Origin of the sequence: Marinirhabdus gelatinilytica, assembly GCF_003353425.1 — a bacterium.
Taxonomy (GTDB): Bacteria; Bacteroidota; Bacteroidia; order Flavobacteriales; family Flavobacteriaceae; genus Marinirhabdus; species Marinirhabdus gelatinilytica.
Window position 1 is genome coordinate 192,283 of the sequence record NZ_QRAO01000005.1, and the last position, 19,551, is coordinate 211,833.

17 protein-coding genes are annotated in these 19,551 nt (G+C 42.1%); 9 read left to right on the forward strand and 8 right to left on the reverse strand.

What is annotated here, in order from left to right; genetic code table 11:
- Window positions 1-47 precede the first annotated feature (47 nt).
- Genes C8D94_RS13500 through yiaA form a run of 4 tightly spaced genes read right to left on the reverse strand, consistent with a single transcriptional unit; the run spans window position 48 to window position 3,006 of the window.
- Window positions 48-626 carry a GDYXXLXY domain-containing protein gene (locus tag C8D94_RS13500; protein ID WP_115124485.1) on the reverse strand — a complete coding sequence of 193 codons (579 nt, stop codon included), beginning with the start codon at window positions 624-626 and terminating at the stop codon, window positions 48-50.
- Complete coding sequence (locus C8D94_RS13505) at window positions 619-1,893, reverse strand: DUF2157 domain-containing protein (RefSeq protein WP_115124486.1); 1,275 nt, start codon at window positions 1,891-1,893, stop codon at window positions 619-621. The genes C8D94_RS13500 and C8D94_RS13505 overlap by 8 nt, the downstream gene beginning before the upstream one ends.
- Window positions 1,890-2,525 (reverse strand): hypothetical protein, encoded by a 636-nt coding sequence (locus C8D94_RS13510; protein WP_147278556.1) that lies wholly within the window; start codon window positions 2,523-2,525, stop codon window positions 1,890-1,892. The genes C8D94_RS13505 and C8D94_RS13510 overlap by 4 nt, the downstream gene beginning before the upstream one ends.
- Window positions 2,518-3,006 (reverse strand): inner membrane protein YiaA, encoded by a 489-nt coding sequence (yiaA, locus tag C8D94_RS13515; protein WP_115124488.1) that lies wholly within the window; start codon window positions 3,004-3,006, stop codon window positions 2,518-2,520. Before yiaA ends, C8D94_RS13510 begins: the two co-directional genes overlap by 8 nt.
- Window positions 3,007-3,369: 363 nt before the next feature.
- Between yiaA and C8D94_RS13520 the strand changes: the two genes are divergently transcribed.
- Window positions 3,370-4,830 (forward strand): hypothetical protein, encoded by a 1,461-nt coding sequence (locus C8D94_RS13520; RefSeq protein ID WP_115124489.1) that lies wholly within the window; start codon window positions 3,370-3,372, stop codon window positions 4,828-4,830.
- 186 nt (window positions 4,831-5,016) lie between these two features.
- Here C8D94_RS13520 and C8D94_RS13525 read toward each other — a convergent pair whose 3' ends face one another.
- Entirely contained in the window at window positions 5,017-6,318 is a 1,302-nt protein-coding gene (locus C8D94_RS13525; RefSeq protein ID WP_147278557.1) for a hypothetical protein, read from the reverse strand.
- Window positions 6,319-6,502: 184 nt separating this feature from the next.
- Between C8D94_RS13525 and C8D94_RS13530 the strand changes: the two genes are divergently transcribed.
- From C8D94_RS13530 to C8D94_RS13540, 3 genes are all read left to right on the forward strand, one after another.
- Entirely contained in the window at window positions 6,503-7,765 is a 1,263-nt protein-coding gene (locus tag C8D94_RS13530) for a fibronectin type III domain-containing protein (RefSeq protein ID WP_115124491.1), read from the forward strand.
- A 124-nt stretch (window positions 7,766-7,889) separates the two neighbouring features.
- Window positions 7,890-8,324 (forward strand): hypothetical protein, encoded by a 435-nt coding sequence (locus tag C8D94_RS13535; RefSeq protein ID WP_115124492.1) that lies wholly within the window; start codon window positions 7,890-7,892, stop codon window positions 8,322-8,324.
- A 91-nt stretch (window positions 8,325-8,415) separates the two neighbouring features.
- The gene (locus C8D94_RS13540) at window positions 8,416-8,763 is read left to right on the forward strand and encodes a hypothetical protein (protein WP_115124493.1); all 348 of its coding nucleotides are present in this window, start codon (window positions 8,416-8,418) and stop codon (window positions 8,761-8,763) included.
- 50 nt (window positions 8,764-8,813) lie between these two features.
- Here C8D94_RS13540 and hemL read toward each other — a convergent pair whose 3' ends face one another.
- From hemL to C8D94_RS13555, 3 genes are read right to left on the reverse strand one after another with little or no spacing between them, the layout of a single operon-like run.
- Window positions 8,814-10,103 (reverse strand): glutamate-1-semialdehyde 2,1-aminomutase, encoded by a 1,290-nt coding sequence (gene hemL / locus C8D94_RS13545; RefSeq protein WP_115124494.1) that lies wholly within the window; start codon window positions 10,101-10,103, stop codon window positions 8,814-8,816.
- Window positions 10,104-10,106: 3 nt separating this feature from the next.
- Window positions 10,107-10,934 (reverse strand): glucosaminidase domain-containing protein, encoded by an 828-nt coding sequence (locus C8D94_RS13550; RefSeq protein WP_115124495.1) that lies wholly within the window; start codon window positions 10,932-10,934, stop codon window positions 10,107-10,109.
- 1 nt (window position 10,935) lies between these two features.
- Complete coding sequence (locus C8D94_RS13555; protein ID WP_245946329.1) at window positions 10,936-11,856, reverse strand: 1-aminocyclopropane-1-carboxylate deaminase/D-cysteine desulfhydrase; 921 nt, start codon at window positions 11,854-11,856, stop codon at window positions 10,936-10,938.
- Between the two features lie 292 nt (window positions 11,857-12,148).
- Here C8D94_RS13555 and C8D94_RS13560 point away from each other — a divergent pair, with 292 nt between their 5' ends.
- The 5 genes from C8D94_RS13560 to C8D94_RS13580 all read left to right on the forward strand — a co-directional run.
- Complete coding sequence (locus C8D94_RS13560; protein WP_147278558.1) at window positions 12,149-14,383, forward strand: hypothetical protein; 2,235 nt, start codon at window positions 12,149-12,151, stop codon at window positions 14,381-14,383.
- 283 nt (window positions 14,384-14,666) lie between these two features.
- Window positions 14,667-15,491 (forward strand): hypothetical protein, encoded by an 825-nt coding sequence (locus tag C8D94_RS13565; protein ID WP_147278559.1) that lies wholly within the window; start codon window positions 14,667-14,669, stop codon window positions 15,489-15,491.
- A 77-nt stretch (window positions 15,492-15,568) separates the two neighbouring features.
- The gene (locus C8D94_RS13570) at window positions 15,569-16,936 is read left to right on the forward strand and encodes a choice-of-anchor J domain-containing protein (RefSeq protein WP_115124498.1); all 1,368 of its coding nucleotides are present in this window, start codon (window positions 15,569-15,571) and stop codon (window positions 16,934-16,936) included.
- A 34-nt stretch (window positions 16,937-16,970) separates the two neighbouring features.
- Window positions 16,971-17,825 (forward strand): hypothetical protein, encoded by an 855-nt coding sequence (locus tag C8D94_RS13575; RefSeq protein ID WP_115124499.1) that lies wholly within the window; start codon window positions 16,971-16,973, stop codon window positions 17,823-17,825.
- 31 nt (window positions 17,826-17,856) lie between these two features.
- Window positions 17,857-19,551 (forward strand): DUF1028 domain-containing protein (locus C8D94_RS13580; RefSeq protein ID WP_115124500.1); only part of this gene is annotated, 1,695 nt, incomplete at its 3' end.

Here is a 19,551-nt window from a genome sequence, read left to right on the forward strand (position 1 = left end):
TCCCTCCTCCAAGGCAGCCGTTTCCCAATCATCAAAACAAACGCCAGCTATAGGTTGGCGTTTTTCTGTTGTCCTTCCTCTACATATTCTTTTATGGGGGTATCGTTTACAAATACATTCTCTAGCACTGCCGATCCGTTTTTTATAAAGACAAGACCGTAGCAGTTGTCCAGCAAACTATCGCTGGCGGCTTGTTGTACGGCCAGTTCGGCTGGGTATGCTTTGCTCTCCTCCATATAGAACCGTGTAAAGGACAACTGGAAATTAATTGAATCGTTATACACCCCGTACCCTTGGGCAACCACATATTCTTGGTCTGTTTTCAAGGGTTTGTTACTCGCTTGGGTTGCCTGTGCAAAGCCGTTTTTGTCTTTTTTGAGATAGACATATACGTTGTCCTTCCAATTTACAGGAGCCTCCCCAATCCATTTGGCTTTATTCATTTCGTAAGAAAGGGTGATGTATTTTCCCCGTAGCGGGTCGCTGGGGTCTATAGGCCTTGTCCTGAATTTATAGGAAGTCCCTTCGGCAAGGACCCGTTCTTGGTCCAAGATCATCTTGCCGGGCACAAACCATTGCGCAAGTACCATAACGGCAAATCCTATGGAGATGAATAACTTATTCATGAGCTTTCGTTTTTAATTGTTTTTTGTACATAAAATAGTTGGCCGCAAAAAAACCTGCACCAATGGCCACAAACAGCAACCCTCTAACCACAAAGGGGATTTCGGTATCGAAAAACCTACACGTAACCAGAGCCGTGATGACGAGCAGGCCATAATTAAGAATACTGAATTTTTCTTTTCTAGACCCAATAAGTACTGCGAACAGCCCTAATGCCAATATGAGGATATTGGTAAGCACCGAAGCTATTTCAGGCTGTGAAAAACCAAAAAAACACAATCCCCCAAATATCAAAAAGGAAAATTGAAAGAGATTGAACGGCAGCAGTTTATGCTTTCTGAACAAATATCCCAACACCGCAACTGCAGCCATTGCAAGCGATATTGTTATTACCGTATCGTTCGTAGAAATTTTCTCTGGCAAAAATTCTTCCCAAACATAACTGAAACTAGCGATGAGCAATGAAACCACTGTGCCCAAGGAACCTATGATTAAATACCCATTGCGTCTTAATTTTTGGGCATTGAAATAGGGTAGTTTTCCTAAATTGTAGAACAATCCAAAAAGACAAACGTGCGTAAGCAACCCTATACTGAAACCACTGTTTAAAAATGCTCCCAACAGTACCAGAACACTTAAGGGAAGTATCCAATGGTATATTCCCGTAAGGTTTCCTGCGGGCAGTTCCTTTATTAACTTCAAATAATGTGGCACAATAGCCAACAGTGCGACCAATGCCCAATATGGCGACTCATTATCGCCATACCCTACCGCACAACCGTAGCTTACCAACAACACTACATACAGCAATGTGGTAGCGTGCGATTTCAGCAAATAGATAATGGGGGCTGCCAGCACCAGCCAAGAAAGTAGATACGAATCTACGGCCCCGGGAATATTATAAATCTGGCTCACCAGCGAAATACTAGTTCCAATGGCAAAAAACAGGAACACTCCTGTGGTTTCCTTCCATGCGGCACTTTTGTTCTTAAACAAGGTAAATGCTGCCAACAATTGTCCCACGGCCAAGGGCACAAAAGCCCAGATAGTCCTAGTGGTCCGTGAGAAGTCGTCCCAGTTGTGGGCCAGGATCAAAATAATGCCCAAGCCCGTAAGGACGGATCCCAACACGCCAAAAATAGCAAACAACCTGTTGGGACGATCGGTTTCTTTGGTGGCGTAGTATTGTTTAATATCTTGCCGTACCTGAGGAGTTACAATCTTGTGTGCAACCAACTCGTCCAGTTCTTTTTCTATCTTACTATTCATTGCACCACTTTTTTAATTGTATCTGAAATGTTTTCAAACCTGTAGGTATATTGGTAATTTCTACCACCAAAAAACATAAATAGCGCTGCTCCGGACCTATGTTCACTTGTGTTAAAAATTAAATCTCCATCACTATCTACCGTTAATCGTATGCGCTTTACATCTATGCCACCCAATATATAAGGTATTAAAAGCAGTTGAAGGTTTTTGTTTTTCAGCTTTACGAAGCCGTCTTTGGTAATTTTGGCCTTAAGGCTTCGCCGTCTGTACACTATACTGTCCTTTATATATTCAACCTGAAGTAAATTAGGATTTTTCATTTTAAGCTTAAAAGCATTGTTGCCCACCGTATCAAACTTTAAAGTATCCTTTATAAGTTTTCTGTCTATTTCTTTTAGAAAATTCCTGTGGTACACAAACCATTCTCCATTGGAACGCTGGATACTGTCACCTCTATTGTTAACGGTATATGTTCCATTTAAAAGAGAAATATTTTCACTGTTCAATTTTGAAGGGTTATCCAGGTTTTTACTGAAAGGAGCACAACTGATTAATGTCCCGTGACCAACTACCAAAAAGAGTAGCCTGAACATCCAGACTACTCTCGTGTTTTTATTTTTACAACTATGCATCTTCCTGTGTTTTACGTTCCAGAAACTTTACATCCCTGGTATTTTTTTGAACGGCTACAGCTGCAAATAAACTGAGCAAAAAACTCATTCCATAGAATCCTTTTTCGCTCAGCTCCATATCTGCGTTCCATAGGCCTATAATAAGCAACAGTATGGAAGCAGTGGTAGTAAACCAGCTTATCCCGTAGTAAATATCGGTCACTGGGATACCCTCCAACTTGTCCCGTACACTTTTTTGCACCGAGACTACCGAGAATAACCCAAATAACAGTATGGTGAAATAGTACCCTTTTTCGTTGAGCCACATATGGGCGTTCCACAAGCCAATGCAATAGGACGTCATTCCTATGAAGAGCGCAGTCCACGAGGCCCCAATAAAAGCCGGAGTGGGTTTACAGTTGAACTTTTCCTTTTCCTTTTTGATAGCAGCTGCCAATGGTGCGTTTACCAGTTTCTTTTCTTTTACGATTGAATGTTCCATAATCTATTTGTTTTGATGATTATGGAACAAAGATGCGGCAAGTGTAAAGACCACTACACGCAATTATTTAAAAAAACTTATTATTTAATTATATAATTATTTTTTAAAGAGCACTATATAATTTAAGTTTATACTTAAATTTACTTATTATTAATAACGTCATAGTTTAATCATTTTATAAAAATAAATGTCACTCTAAAAACAATCCTATTATGAACATTTTTCTAAATCTTCCTTCAAAGGGAGATTTTAAGCCCCTTTCTTTTGAAGAGAAGGCTGGGTTGGGATGTAAATTCTAATTATCACGCTCAATCTTTAGATCAACTCTATTTCCTTTTCAACTAAACATCTAAAAATTTTAAATTGAAACATATAAAAGCAATTGTCGATACCTTTTCTGAAGAGGAAGCCCGTGAATTCTTATTGTTTCAACAAAAAAAGAACCGTCGGGGCGACACTAAAAATGAAGTGCTGTTCAACCTGATCGTACATGGAGAAACAAAAAATCTGGACGAAAAAGTGTACGGCAGTCCTGCAAAAAATAAATACCACGCCCTTTGCAAACGATTACAGGATTCCTTGATAGATTTTATGGCCACCAAGAGCTTTTCTGGTGAGACCAGCCAGGAGATGGACATCCTGAAATTGTTGCTGGCCGCTAGGATTCTGTTTGAGTACAAACAATACAAAACAGCTTTCAAAACCTTGGCACAGGCCGAAAAAAAGGCAACCGCACTGGACGTGTACGCCATCCTTACCGAGATTTACCACACCAAGATACAATACGCACACCTCGACCCTTCCATAGATCTTGCCGAGGTAAAACAAAAATGCTTGGACAACCTACAGCACTTCCAGCAGGAGCAGCATTTAAATATAATCTATGCCACGATAAAGCAACAATTACAGGGACCAAGCGACGCCTCGGTGGACCAGGTAATCGAGAAGGCTTTCAAGGATTTTGCCAGTACTGTGGACAGTTCACTTACCTACAAAACGTTGTTCCAGCTACTTCAGCTAACGGCCACTGCAGCAAAATTACAGACCGATTATTATAGTACCCTCCCATATATGGAGCAATTGTACGCCTTGGTTTCAGCAAAAAAAGAACCTACCAAGAAGCACTTGTTCTACTATATCCAGATTCTTTATTTAATGGCGCTGGCACACTTTAGAAATAAAAATTTTGAAAAAGCCTCAGGTTTTTTAAATGAAATGGAAACCGCCATGCAGCATAAAAACAAGATGTACCATAACAGGTTTGCTGAAAAATTAATTACCCTAAAAGGCGTGAACTTAAATTACCGCGGGAAGGCTCCCCAGGCAATTGCTCTACTAGAAGAACACAAGGAGCATTCACTGGATATAGCACTATCGCTGCTTATGATGTATTTTCAGCAAAAGGAATACACACGGGCATTCCAAATTTTACGAAACCTCAATCACAGCGATATATGGTATGAGAAAAAGATGGGGTGGCTCTGGGTGCTGAAGAAATCTATTATAGAAATCTTACTGCTCATTGAATTGGACAAACTTGACCTGGTACTCTCACGCTTGCAAAGCTTTCAGAAAAAATTCAATAAAAAACTGAAATCGCTGGGCGAGACAAGAGTGTTAAATTTTATAAAACTGGTAGCCTTTTACTACGAGAAGCCCCAAGAAGTAACCACTAAAGCATTTTACGATAAAGTTGAAAATTCTTTTGAGTGGATAGGCAAAGAACGTGAAGATATATTCGTGATGAGTTTTTACGCTTGGCTCAAGGCAAAAATGGAGCAACGGGACCTCTACGAAGTAACGCTAGAGCTGGTCCAAAAATAAAAACCCCACAGTGCTCCTACCTTTTGGCATGGGCGGTCCCATATCCCTATGGGCGACTGTGGGGTTAGCTTTTCCGCTCAAGGGCGGAACCAACTTAAACATCAAACTATAATTGGTACTATAAATATAAACACTGGCATCGGGCTGTAAAAGCAAAGGGTATCTTGCTTTATAAATCTAGACCCGTTACTTGCCCATATTGCTCAAATATTCTATATCGTTCTCCACGGTGAGCAACAATACACTGGTCGCTGTGCAAAAAACCGGACTGGTAATACAGTGGTGACCGTTCCAGCTACCGTCTTCATTTTGGATTTTGAGGATACGACCGCTCATGTTGTCGTACCATTTTTTCCAGTCGTCGTCCTTGTTCACTACCATAGACTCCCCTGTTTGTAAAAAACTGAGAAATTCTTCACCACCGTTGTTCCCAAATCCGTTGAGAACCTCGTCTTCCTGCGCTTTGTTCTTTGCAGATTGGTATACTTGGTAGGAAGTATTGTACTCAATTGCTTCGGCTTCGCTCCACCCAGCTTTTTGTAAATTTCGGACCGTAACTGGAGCTGCCTCATCCAGAATTCCTTCTTTCTTGGCGTTGTTCAATTTTTCCTGTGCTTTTCGGGCATCTTTTGCGCTGGCACGCACGCTTCCACTCACTGCGTAAAGCATCACACCGGCTCCGTCTTCGGTTTTAATATTTCCGCTTTTATCGTCGTAGTTATCTTTTTGATATTTTCTGGCACGCTCCAGCACCTCGCTATCTACATCTGCTCCTACACTTTGCGCCGCCTCCAAGGCACTGTTTGCCAAGCCACTTTGCAGCACGCCAGCCCAGCCAGCGCCTTTTTGTTTTCCAGATGCATCGGTCCCCGCCTGTATTTTTGCCACGCAAATGTCCAAGGCACGGTTTACACGTTTTTTGTCCAGTCCCTTAAAATTTCGGTCTAAAAGGGTAGAAAGGAATTGTGCCGTTAGAACTGCATCTATGTTCTGCCCTAGTTTGCTTTGGATCTGTGTATTGCGTACATCTGTAATATACGGGTCTGTCTTTGGGCTATTTTCTACGGTCTCCAATAAATAATTAATGGCCTTTGTAAGCTGTGCAGAATGCGCACCCTTCTTAAGCGTAACCCCACTGCGCACCAAGGCTTGTGCGACCATTGCAGTGGTAGCGGGGTCTGCCTTTACGGCGTGTGGGTCCCGAACGTGTTGTGCCGCGTGGCTTCCAGCACCATAACCACCATTGGGCAATTGGGCCTCGGCAAGCCAGGATAGCCCGTCACGGACGGAGAATTGTACATTTTCGTTGTTCTTAAAAATACTAAAACCTTCGGAGGATTGCTCTCCCATGGTTGTCATAAATACGCAACCCTCTTCAGGTTGTAGCGTTCGTTTTGTCTCTGGGTAATCTTCAGAAGAAATAAATCCTGAAACTACACCCGCAATCAATGCTATAGGTAATACTAGCAAAATCAGTTTTGTTTTCATGGGTATATTTTTATAATTCAAAACCGAAACTACCACAGTTACCGTATCTTTAAAAGCTACAATTAGGGAAGCGACTCTTCTGGCAAGGGAAAGCAGTGTTTGCTTGAGTTTTATTTTTAACACCTGCCAAATCGTGGATTACCTTTTGTTTTCCTATTTTTAGCACCGAAAAAGCTATTTTTATATGAAAAAATTCGCGTACGCCTTTCTACTACTAGGTGCTTTTACACTTCATTCTTGCGGAAGCGACGATGATGCCCCGCCACCTGTCGCCGAAGTTGACGAAGAAAACCCAACGGCACCAGCAAATCTCGAGCTTATCCTAAGTGACGAGACCGCCATAACGCTATCTTGGGATGCCGCAACGGATAATGTAGGTGTAACCAGCTACACCCTTTTTCAGGATGGTGTACAGGCTCAGGAAAACATTATAGGGACCACTACCGTAATAAGCGGACTCACCCCCGAGACCACGTACAGCTTTTACGTAATTGCCCTGGACGACGCTGGCAACCAGAGTGACCCCAGTGCGAACATAAACGCTTCTACGGCCATTACTTTTAAGAATTCACTATCCCAAATGGGCGTATTCAGTGTGATTTCTGAAGATTTAATCCCTGCTACCGGTGTTCAGCTGTATGAATTGAACACAACCCTTTTTACAGATTATGCACAAAAACAACGTTTAATCCGCCTTCCAGAAGGAACCACCTTGACACCAAACGGCAACGACCTGTTACCAAACTTCCCGGACAACACACTTATTGCCAAAACATTTTTCTATAACATTGACGACCGTGACCCCTCATTGGGTCGCCAAATAATCGAGACACGTATCTTTTTAAAGATTGCAGGACAATGGCAGGCCGCAGATTATATATGGAACGAGAACCAGACCGAGGCTACATACACAACCAATGGTTCTACCACACCCATAAGCTATATTGATGAAAATGGTGACACACAAAATGTAGACTACCAGATACCATCGCAACAGGATTGTTTTACGTGCCACAACAACGATAATAGCACATTACCAATAGGTCTTAAGCTGCGCAGCTTAAATTTTGTACCCTCCTACGCCAACCAGAACCAACTGGACTTTCTTGTATCGCAAGGAATTCTTGAGGGTGTAAATTCAGGCTCGGTAAGTGTGTTGCCGGATTGGACAGATACTGCAACCTACTCTCTGGATGAGAGGGCAAGAGCATATCTGGACGTTAATTGTGCACATTGTCACCAACCTGGAGGCAGTGCCCCCAATGGTTTTGATATAGATTTTAGGCTAGAAACCCCTTTTGAAGATACCGGTATCTATCCCAACCGCGGTGAGATTGAAGTCCGTTTCCAGAGCACACTCCCCACGTACCGGATGCCACAATTGGGCCGTACCGTAGTTCATGAGGAAGCACTGGACATGTTGATTGAATACATAGACGCCCTGTAGCCAACGGTTCTTATTTATCACAAGCTGTCTTCGGGCAGCTTTTTTTTGCTGAAAAATATGTAAGCCATTAAACCCTTTGGCAACAATTACAGTCATAACAGTATAATCTAAAAAAAATACTAGTATGAAAAAATTGGTTTTAATCGCCTTGGCACTGTGTACGCTTACCCTTAGCGCTCAGCCAGGAGATCACTCAAGAAAAAGAAAAAAGGAATTTGCTGAAAAGAAAAATGATTGGACCCCAGAGCAAAAAGCTGAATTGGCCACAAAACAAATGGCACTGAAGCTAGACCTTACGGAAGCCCAACAGCAAAAAATTTATCCCATACAGCTAACCATGGTTAAGGACAGGGAGCAGTTACGAGCACATAGGGACAAAAAAGAGGAGCTTACTTCTGAAGAATTGTTCGTTCGTAAAAAGGAACAATTGGAAAAACGGCTACAAACAAAGGAACAGCTAAAAGCCATCCTCACACCAGAGCAGTTTGAACTATGGAAAAAAACGCACAAAAGAAAACGCAACAGGAAAAAAAGTGAACGCAAACACCGTGGACGATAAAAATTTGGTATAAATTTAATTTTTGGCTCAATTATTGGATTATTGACACCAAAATAGTTACATTAGTAACCTAAAATTAAATTTAAAACCAATGAAAAAGTTTATTACAGGTATAGCAGTAGCTTGTTTCCTAGTATTAGGAATGAACACGGTTGCCGCCCAGAGTCTATCCACAAATAGCCAGAGTCCAGAGGTTGTTGCAAAGCAAAAAGTCGCAGAACTTTCTGAAGACTTAGGACTATCAGGAGACCAGCAACGTTCTCTCTTTAGAGCCTATGTGCAAAAAGAAGTAAATTATGACAAGCACGTAACTGGAAAAGATCAAAAAAGCGCTGCCGTAATTGCTGAAAAGAAAAAGCACGACGACCAACTTGCAGCTGCCGTAAAAAGGGTATTAACACCAGAGCAGTACAAGAAGTGGTTAGCTATGCAAAAATAGCCGACCCTTTTTGAAACACTTAAAAATCCTTCCCTTTTGGGAGGGATTTTTTATTTCAGTTGTTTTGCGACCGTTGCGGCCGCATCAATAGTCTTGTCCAAATCTTTATAGGTGAGTGCATCGCACAAGAACCAAGTTTCGAAGGCGCTGGGGGCAATGTAAATTCCTTCACGCAACATTCCGTGGAAGAACGTCTTGAAGTTTTCCCCATTGGCATTTGCGGCAGTTTCAAAATCTGTAACAGGAGTTTCAGAAAAGTGGATTGATATCATAGAACCCACCCGGTTAATGGTATGGGCCACATTATTTTCGATCATCACTTTTGAGAGGCCTTTATGTAAGTATTCTGTCTTTTGTGCTAAGGAATCGAATATTTCTGCATTTTGATTCAATTCTGTTAACATTGCAAGTCCTGCGGCCATAGCCAAAGGGTTTCCACTCAAGGTACCAGCTTGATACACGGGGCCCAATGGCGCCAAATGATTCATGATTTCTTCTCGGGCAGCAAACGCCCCTACTGGCAAACCGCCTCCAATGACTTTTCCGAAGGTAACAATATCTGCATCCACACCATACAATTCCTGTACACCTCCTTTTGCAAGCCTAAAGCCCGTCATCACCTCATCAAAAACGAGCAAAATGTTATTGTCGTCGCAGAGTTTTCGGAGCGCTTGCAAAAAACCTTCGGCTGGAGGGATGCAGCCCATGTTGCCTGCAACAGGCTCAATGATGATACAGGCTATTTCGTTTTTATTTTCAGCAATGATTTTAGCAACGTTATTAATATCGTTGTACATGGCCAAGAGCGTGTCCTTTGCAGTTCCTTGGGTAACACCCGGGCTGTTAGGAGTCCCAAATGTCACGGCACCACTCCCTGCTTGTATTAAAAAAGAATCGCTATGGCCGTGGTAGCAACCTGCAAATTTTATTATCTTGTCCTTGCCCGTAAATCCCCGTGCCAAGCGTACCGCACTCATACAAGCTTCGGTACCACTGTTCACGAACCTGATTTTTTCTATATTGGGCACCATGGAAACGGCCAATGCGGCTATTTCGGTCTCAATTTCAGTAGGCATTCCGAAGGACGTCCCCTTTTGGGCCATTTCCACCACGGCATCCACCACTTTTGGATGCGCATGCCCCAAAATCATCGGGCCCCAAGAATTTATGTAATCTAGTAGCTTGTTTCCGTCTGCATCGTAGAGATAGGCTCCTTTGGCTTTTTCAGCAAAAATAGGTGTTCCCCCTACTGCCTTGAACGCTCTCACTGGAGAATTTACCCCACCCGGGATGACTTGTTGTGCCTCTTGAAACAGCGCGCTGCTGCGTTTGTATAACATAGATTATTGATTTTTTACAGGGTGCAAGTATAACTCTTGACCTATTGAAATGGTATTGTTGGTGAGACCATTGTATTTTTTAAGAGTCTCTACCGTTATATTATAGCGTCTTGCAATATTATAAAGCGTATCTCCTTTTTTCACTGTGTGTGTTGCAATTTTTTCAGCAACATCGGTCTTTGTTCCTCTTTTTTTGCCTAAAACAACATCATCATATTCATCAAGATCATAGCGCTCAATGATACTTATAAGTTTATCAGGGTATTTAGGATCTGTAGCGTAACCAGCCTTTTTAAGGCCTTTAGCCCACCCTTTGTAGTCGTCTTTTCTAAGCTTGAAGAGGTTTTGGTACCTACTTCGTTGGGTAAGGAACAAAGAATGGTCACGAAATGAATATTTTGGGTCGTTGTATTTTCTGAAACATTCCTGTGCCTCATCATCGTCATGATATACTTTGTCTCCTTTCCACCCGTGGCATTTAATACCAAAATGGTTGTTTGCCTTTTTTGTGAGCTCGCCCCTTCCTGCACCACTTTCCAAGATACCCTGCGCAAGTGTAATACTTGCGGGTATGCCGTATTGTGCCATTTCTTCCTGGGCTATCTGGCGATAATTATTAATATAGGCTTGTACAACCTCTGCATAGCTGGCGTTGGGTGCGGGAGTAACTATGATTGTTTTAGGTGTCTCCGCTGGGGTATCCTCATTTTTCTTTTCAATGACAACACGTTCTTTTTTGGGTCGTTTTTTGGAAGATACCACTCGTTTTTTCGAAGTACATGCTCCCATGGTTACTATTACCAATAACAACAATACCAGTTTTTTGTACATACTATACTTTAATTTGAGGTAAATTTTTTCTTTTCAGTTTTTGGTTCATTCCTTCAATCCCTTGCAACCCGCCCGTGTGGATGGCTAAAATACGGCTATTTTCAGGGAAATATCCATTTTTGATATCTTGTACAATACCGTACATCATTTTGGCCGTATACACAGGGTCCAGTAAAATTCCCGTATTTTCTTTAAACGTATTCATGAAACGCACTAAATCTGAATCTATTTTGGCATATCCGCCAAAGGTGCTGTCTCCTTTGATTTCGAAATTGGTTTTTTGAGTATATTTTTTTACTTCGGAATCCTGAAAAGTCCCTTTTAATGCCGAATATCCTACAATTTGTTGATGTTCCTTGGACGCCGAGACCAGCCCGGCTAGAGTTCCACCTGTTCCAACAGTGGTGCAAATATAATTGAAAGAACTGTCTTTCCGGGTCAAAATTTCTTCACATCCCTTGATGGCAAGAGCATTGGTACCGCCTTCAGGAATTATAAGAGCTTCGGGGTATTGGGAGGTTAACTTGTTGAGATAGGGATGGGTGTCCTTCAGCCTATAGTGTTCTCTTGAAACGAATTTGAAACGCATCCCACAAGATTCAGCAAAAGAAAGGGTTGGATTGTCTTTATACTTATCCTCCAATTCCTCCCCTCTTATAACCCCAATGGTATCGAGCCCGACTATTTTCCCGGCAGCGGCAGCGGCTGCAATATGGTTTGAGTATGCCCCCCCAAATGTGATGAGCGTATTTTTTTGGGTTTCGAGGGCTTTTGTAATGGAATATTTTAGTTTTCTTAATTTATTTCCTGAGACTTGTGAATGCAACAAATCCTCTCTTTTCAGAAATACTTGGCAAGGTGCATCAACAACCCACTCCAACTCTAATTTTTGATTAAGAGGCTCTATTATTGAAAATGGCAAATTTTAGATTTTAATTCCAAAAATAACGAATGTATTCAAGCTTTTCGATATGTTAATATTAATGCATTGATATTAAAAAAACATTTTACAATATATATCGACAATAATTATTGAATTTTATTAAAAATAAAACATTAAAATCATACTATTTTTGCACAAATATGAATTATTATTTTAACATTTTATAAGATTTTTCTGATTTATGTTAAAGTTTTATGTATTTCATCTAATTTTTATGCATTTTGTCGTTTATTGGCATATCATTGTGGTACCAAATCTAATACCTACAACTATGACAACAAAACTACCTCAGAAAAATTTATTGACGATAATCGCGCTCTCCTTGAGCCTTACCATGGCATCCCAAGTGGGGATAGGAACCATTACCCCAGACGCAGGATCTTTACTGGATATTGAAAGCCCTGACAAAGGATTGCTCATCCCCAGAGTATCAATTGACAATTTAAACAATATCGCACCAATCACAGGCGGCGCAACCGAAAGTCTTTTGGTTTACAACACCAATACAACTACAGGCAAGGGATTTTATTACTGGGACGGCTCGCAATGGGTCAATATGAACAGTATGGACTGGAAACTAAGAGGCAATTTAGGAACCGATGAGGATACCGACTTTGTTGGAACCTTGGACAATGAGGCCTTGACCTTTAGAACAAATGATATTGAGCGCTTTAGAGTTGCCAATGACGATCAAGTGCTTGCGATGGCAAATGGAAGTGCCGCCAGACCCTTTTATTCCTGGAACTCTGACCAAACGATGGGTTTTTGGAAATCTGGAAACCGACAGATGGATATGGTAATCAATGGTTCTACATTTTTTAATGCCAATGCCAACACGGGAGGAGGCTCAGATCTTGAGTGGTCCTTCAACCCTGGCGGGGTAGACATGAACCTGCGGGTAGAGACCGACAATAATGCAAACTCTCTTTTTGTGAGTGGTGAAGAAGATAACGTGGGGTTGGGAACCAACGCTCCAGACCCAAGTGCCCAACTAGATATGGCTTCCATAAACAAAGGAATACTAATAAATAGAGTTTCACTCACAGCCACCAACAGCGCATCACCCATAACAGCACCAGTAGAAGGCCTTTTAGTTTACAATACAAACACCGCAAGCTCTGGCAGTACAGAAGTACTCCCTGGCTTCTACTATTGGGATGGCTCAAAATGGATTGCCATGGGAGGCACCAATGGTCGAGACTGGTCACTAGAAGGTAATGCAGGAACAACCACTGCTGACAATTTTATGGGCACAACAGATGCAACAGATATTGTTACCAAAACCAACAACGCTGAAAGAATGCGTATTTCTGCAGATGGGAATGCCGCAATTGGAGCTGGAATTTATACAAATGCAGGTTTGCGTGTAAATAAATCTGGTGAGGATTATGGAGTGGTTGGAGAAAGCAACTCAGTAAGTGGTGGAGGTATAGCAGGTTTTGAAAGCGGAAGTGGAGATGGAGTGATAGGACAAAATACCGGGATGGGAACTGGAGTCTTTGGTTATGCCGCAAACAACTACGGTGTGCTTGGTCTTACACCATATACTGGTGGAGCATATCTTACCGCTGGCGTTGTTGCCTGGGGATCTGGAGCAAATAATGCCAATGGCTTACTTGCAGTAACAAGCAATACTGCCACAACACAACAAAGTATTGCATTTAGAGCTATTAGCGGAGGAACTACTTCGTACTCACCTACAACAGTATTAAACATTGGCGTTAACAGTAACTCACCAGAACTCGCATTTTACGGCCAAACCGAAGGACCCATTACCACCTACGGAAATCTGGATGCAGCAGAATTTACTACTAACTATACAGGCATACAAACCGATGCAGATGCACGCGATCCTCGAGCAAAATTTGCAGGCCGAAACAACAATGCTACTACACCTTTGGGTACAGCAGACACCTATTATGGAGCTTACCTATACAGTGGCGGCGTATCCTCAAATGCTTCTTATGCGTATGCTGGTGCCAGACACAATGGTGTAAATTACAAGATAATTGGGAATGGTGTTGTTTCAACAATTGTTGAAGGAGCCAATGCAAACGACAAAAAGGTGATGTTTGCGCCAGAAGCACCTGAAATCCTTTTTGAGGATTATGGCACAGGACAACTTATTAATGGCTCGGCCTCGATTAACATAGACCCTATTTTTGCAAAGAACATATTGGTAGACCAAAACCACCCTTTAAAAGTGTTTATTCAACTTGAAGGGGATTGTAATGGAGTATACGTAAAAAATAAAAGTGCAACTGGCTTTATCGTTAAGGAATTACAGGGTGGATCAAGCAATGTGAACTTCTCTTGGCACATCGTTGCAAACCGGAAAGATGAAACAAGTGGTAATACAGGCGAAAATATAGCCTATAGCACACTACGTTTTCCAGATGCTCCTGAAGTTATAGCACCGTTAGACAAGATTGCTTCAAATGTAGACAAGACCATGGGAGAAAAGACAATTTCACCCTTGTCAGAAAATACTGAATTTGAAAGGTAAGAAGCCGCCTTTTAGATATTAGGAATATTTATCAGCAACAAACAACCACTTTTAACACTATTCATCTTATTTTTAGATGTATACAAAATAAAGTGGTTGTCTGGTTTTAGAGAAAACAACAACATATTCAACCATTTCAACAAATTTTGTAAGTATTTACTTATAAAAATCGAAATAGTATTTTAAAGGTTTCTTAAAAAATTATGTATTTCATCGAATAAATTTGGTTTTAATCGTGTTTTATTCGTACTATTGGCACACCAAATCGTTAAACATACTACTTATGTACTTTAAAGCCTCCCCCGCTTTCGCTTTAGTTACATTTTTTTTACTTTCAGTATCCATTACTGAAATTAAAGCGCAAGCAGGAATTAACACTACTGCTCCAGCAAACGGAGCCTTGCTAGATATATTTAGCGATAGCAAAGGATTATTAATTCCTCATGTTGAACTTACTGGCACAAACGACAACACCACCATAACCCCCGCTGCGACCGTAGGTCTTCTGGTATACAATACAGTAATAGCCGGCGCATTACCAATCCAGGTAACACCCGGTTTCTATTATTGGAACGGGACTCAATGGCAACGCTTCTACAATAGAGGTTATGGCATTAAGTTTGACCAGACGTCCCAGACCAATGCAAGTGTACTAAGCTCTGTTTATACTCAAATCTCAGGTCTGGACACTGGTTTTATAACTGTTCCTTATTCTGGAACTTATCAAATAAAAGTTGAAACAGCTTACGCCTGCGGCAATCTATCGAGCACAACTTCAGAAGGTGTAGGGCAAGCTTCCATTAGCCTGAATATGACAACCGGGCTCCTTGGGCTACCTGTACGTGTTGAAGAAAAGTATGTGACTTCCACCTCTAAGAGAATTGGAAGTACAACCTTGAACAATTTGCCGCAAAACACAACTATAATCTATACAGTAGACCTAGATATTCTTGACACATACCGTTTTACTGCTTCGGGCAGGGAATGGTCCAGAAACAATGTTGGCACTGGAACCTTTGGTAAAGATACAAGCGGTTACCCTGGGGCTAGCGGAGTTGACAACGCCCAGCGCGGTTCAATTTCCATCACACTTATAAAACAGCAATAACTAAACAACAACTATAATACTGGAAACAAATATCTACGCAGATATACTTCAGTTTGGTTGAATTAAAGTAGTACAATATGAAATTTTTTACCATACCAAAACAACTATTACTTGTGTGCAGTTGTGTGCTTTTATGTTCGTTTTTCTCTAGCGCACAGGTGGGGGTTAACACTACATCACCAGACGCATCATCTGTTCTGGACATAACTGCAACGGATAAAGGGTTTTTAATGACCAAAATCGCTCTCACCGGTACCGATGATACTACCACAATTACCCCATTTCCTTCTACAGGGTTACTAGTGTACAATACGGCCACTGCAGGAAGTGCAGGCACTGAGGTAGTCCCAGGATTTTACTATTTTAACGGCACATCCTGGCGTCGTTTCTACACACAAGGTTACACCCTAAATTGGGAACAAACCTCTGAGGTAACAGCAAGTACGAGCAATGTCTCTTACGTAACACTTCCAGGACTGGACACAGGCGATATAACGGTTCCATTTAGCGGCACCTATCAAATTAGGGTGGAAGGCTATTATGCTGCTGGTGATTTGGTGAGTACCACAGGAGATGGGGCAGCACAAGGATCTATTAGCCTGGCTATGGTCACCTCTGGCGGCGGTGGCGGTGGCGGCGGTGGTGGCGGAGGCTGTGCTGGAGGGATTTCAGCATTTCCATACACTGAAAGTTTTGAAAGTGGATTAGGCGCTTGGACACAATCTACCGCCGATGATCTCGATTGGACACGTGATGCCAATGGCACACCCAGTGGAAATACTGGGCCAGGTTCAGCATCTAACGGAAACTGGTATATGTACGTCGAAGCTTCTGGAAATGGCACTGGATATCCAGACATGCAGGCTATTTTCAACTCACCCTGCTTTGACCTTAGCGCTGTACCCGCAGCAACATTCAGTTTCGATTATCATATGTATGGCGCAGCAGACATGGGAACTTTCGATCTAGAAGTAAGTGATGACAATGGTGGGTCGTGGACCTCTATTTGGTCTCAAACCGGGAACCAAGGTAATACTTGGAGGACTGAAAATGTAGATTTATCTGCATACATTGGAGGATCTATACAATTGAGATTTAACAGAGTAACCGGTTCCACTTGGCAAGCAGATATAGCCATAGATAATGTAAGCTTTACCGACACTGCTGCAACAAGCTTTACTACCTTAAAAGAAACGTACATCACCACTTCCTCAAAACGATTGGGTAGCACAACTGTAAATAACTTGGCCCAAAGCGCTTCCATTGTTTACAATATTGACCTGAACGCTGGAACCACGTACAGATTTGCCGTACAAGGAAGAGAGTGGCTAGCTAACAACGTTACAACTGGCACTTTTGGAAAGGACACGAGCGGTTATTCTGGAAACAGTATTAATGATGCCCAGCGAGGCACCATGACCATTAGTCTAGTCAAACAACATTAATCAACATCAGTAGTCCTATCATAATTTAATTGACATGAAAAATTATACTACAGTACATTTCCTACTCATCACACTGCTAGCATCTCTAGGGCTATCAGCTCAGGTAGTAATTGGAGAATCACCTTCTGGAGACCACACCGCTGATGATGGCGCCATTCTTCAGCTTAAAAGTGAAGACAAAGGTCTCATGATTCCTAATGTATCGCTACAATCCAGGAATGATGTTACCACCATTTCAACCCCTATCCAAGAAGGGCTATGGGTGTACAACACATCAAACCTAGGCAGCGGAGTAGACAAGGTATCGCCTGGTTTCTACTTTTGGGATGGATCGAGATGGGAAAAAATGTTCAACGAAGGCTTCACCACTCAGTTTGAACAAACCGAGACGGTACGTGCCGCCAATACAACAACTACCTATACCATCCCCGGTTTAGATCAAAATTTTGTAGCCCCATACACAGGAACCTACGAAATACACGTGACGGGTTATATAGCTGCTGCTAACATACTGGACACATCCCGAGAATGTACGGTACACGGTTCCTATATGTTAGAGATAGACAATGTAAAGGTTGGAGAAAGCACAGTGTCTTCCAACACCAAAAGGACTCCTACTAACGCTTTTCAAGCACTTGGCCGTCAAACTACAATAGTTCACTTCGTAAATTTAAATGAGGGGGACACTTATAATATTAGGGTACGTGCACGGCTCTGGGACCATGAAAATGTGGACCCAAATAGCTTAAACGTATCATCCCTTTGTGGTGGTCCAGCTAGTGGCTATGCTTTCTTCGGTATCTGTTCAGGCCCATATAATGGAAACAACAGCATTACGGATAACGCACAGGACACCTATTTAACAATAACACTTTTACAACAATTATAATCTTAAATAAATTTTTTAAGCCCCCCTCATCATGAATAAAAAAATACTAAAGCACCCCGGTAAAATGGCTCTAGTTGGAGCTACTTTACTTTTATCAACTATTTTTTTTCTTACAGAAAACAACACCTTAGAAACCAATAATCATACTGAAGAAATTTTACCCCAACCTGTTGCAGACCCTGAAAAGGATGCCATGGGAGATACTTTTTCTATTGTAGCATACGACAAGACAACAGGCCAAGTTGGAGGTGCCGGTTGTAGCTGTGTTCCTACGATTAGTGGTGGTATTGTCTTTTTGAGCGACCTTATTACCGATGGAACCACCAATGCTGATAATATTGTTGGAGCAATCCATTCACAGGCATCCTACAACTCCTCGACCCAAACATTCGCCCGAAATAGAATGTTGAATGGCGATACTCCTCAGGAAATTATTAACGCAACTGTGGCCGCCGATGGTGGTTCTGCATCAAGACAATACGGCGTCGTAGGTGTTGACAGCCCTGGCGCAGCTGGATTCACAGGTAGTAGCAATGGTAATTACGCCAATGACATACAATTTGACAATGCAGAATTTACAATATCTATTCAAGGAAATATTTTGGATTCTTCAACAAGTGGAGGACGTGATGATATTTTAAATGACATGCAGAGTGCTTTTTTAAATGCCGAGGGAACCCTTGCCGATAGATTGATGGCTGCTTTACAGGGTGCCAAAAGAGTGGGTGGCGACAGTCGCTGTTACACCACTGGTTCGGGCAATCGAGGCAGTAGTGGCACCACCGCATTTGTGCAAGTACTATCTCCCGGCGAAACCACACCCAGTCTCTCCTATAATACTGGAAATGCGGTATCTGCACTGGTTGAACCAATAGATGTGCTACAATGCCTATATGATAACGGAGAAAATGCCCCTGTTTGTAGAGAAACCATCGATACGTTTCCATACGTTATGGATTTTGAAACAAAGTCTTGGGAACAGGAAACCGCAACCTGTTCTACCAATAGTTCTTGGATTCGTTCTCGTCATACCACACCTTCCAGCGGAACTGGCCCTTCAGGATCGAATCAAGGCGACCTATACATCTATGTGGAATCATCAGATATTGGAGGCCAAGGCACCGGTCCTAGAAGTGCCATACTTGGCTCCCCGTGTATTAAAATTCCAAGTGACCAAAAAGCCCAGTTAAGTTTCGACTATCATATGTCCGGAACCGCTATGGGAACACTTTCTATTGAAGTTAGTGAAGATGGTGGCACTACTTGGGATACAGAATGGTCAGAAACTGGCAATCAAGGAGCCAACTGGTTTAATGATACAACCGTAGATCTTTGCAAATACTCAGGAAAAACAATTAAAATTAGACTAAATGCACTATTGGGTAATGGATTTACCAGCGATATGGCTGTTGACGATATTCAAATTAGCCTAAGCTCTGCTAAAACCTGGGATGGTGCTTCTTGGTCACCTACTGGTGTCCCAACGAGCACGGATCTTGCGGTAATTACAGGAAATTACAGCACTGAAACCAATGGCAATATTGATGCTTGTAGCATTATGGTTAGCAGTGGCGCAACCCTTACTGTAAATGCCGGTGAATACATTCAAATCCAAGGAAACATGACGGTTGACGGCACCCTCCAGGTGGACCACCAGGGCAGCGTGGTGCAGGTGGACCCCTCTGCGACGGTGTTGAACAACGGTACGATCAACGTGGACGTGACC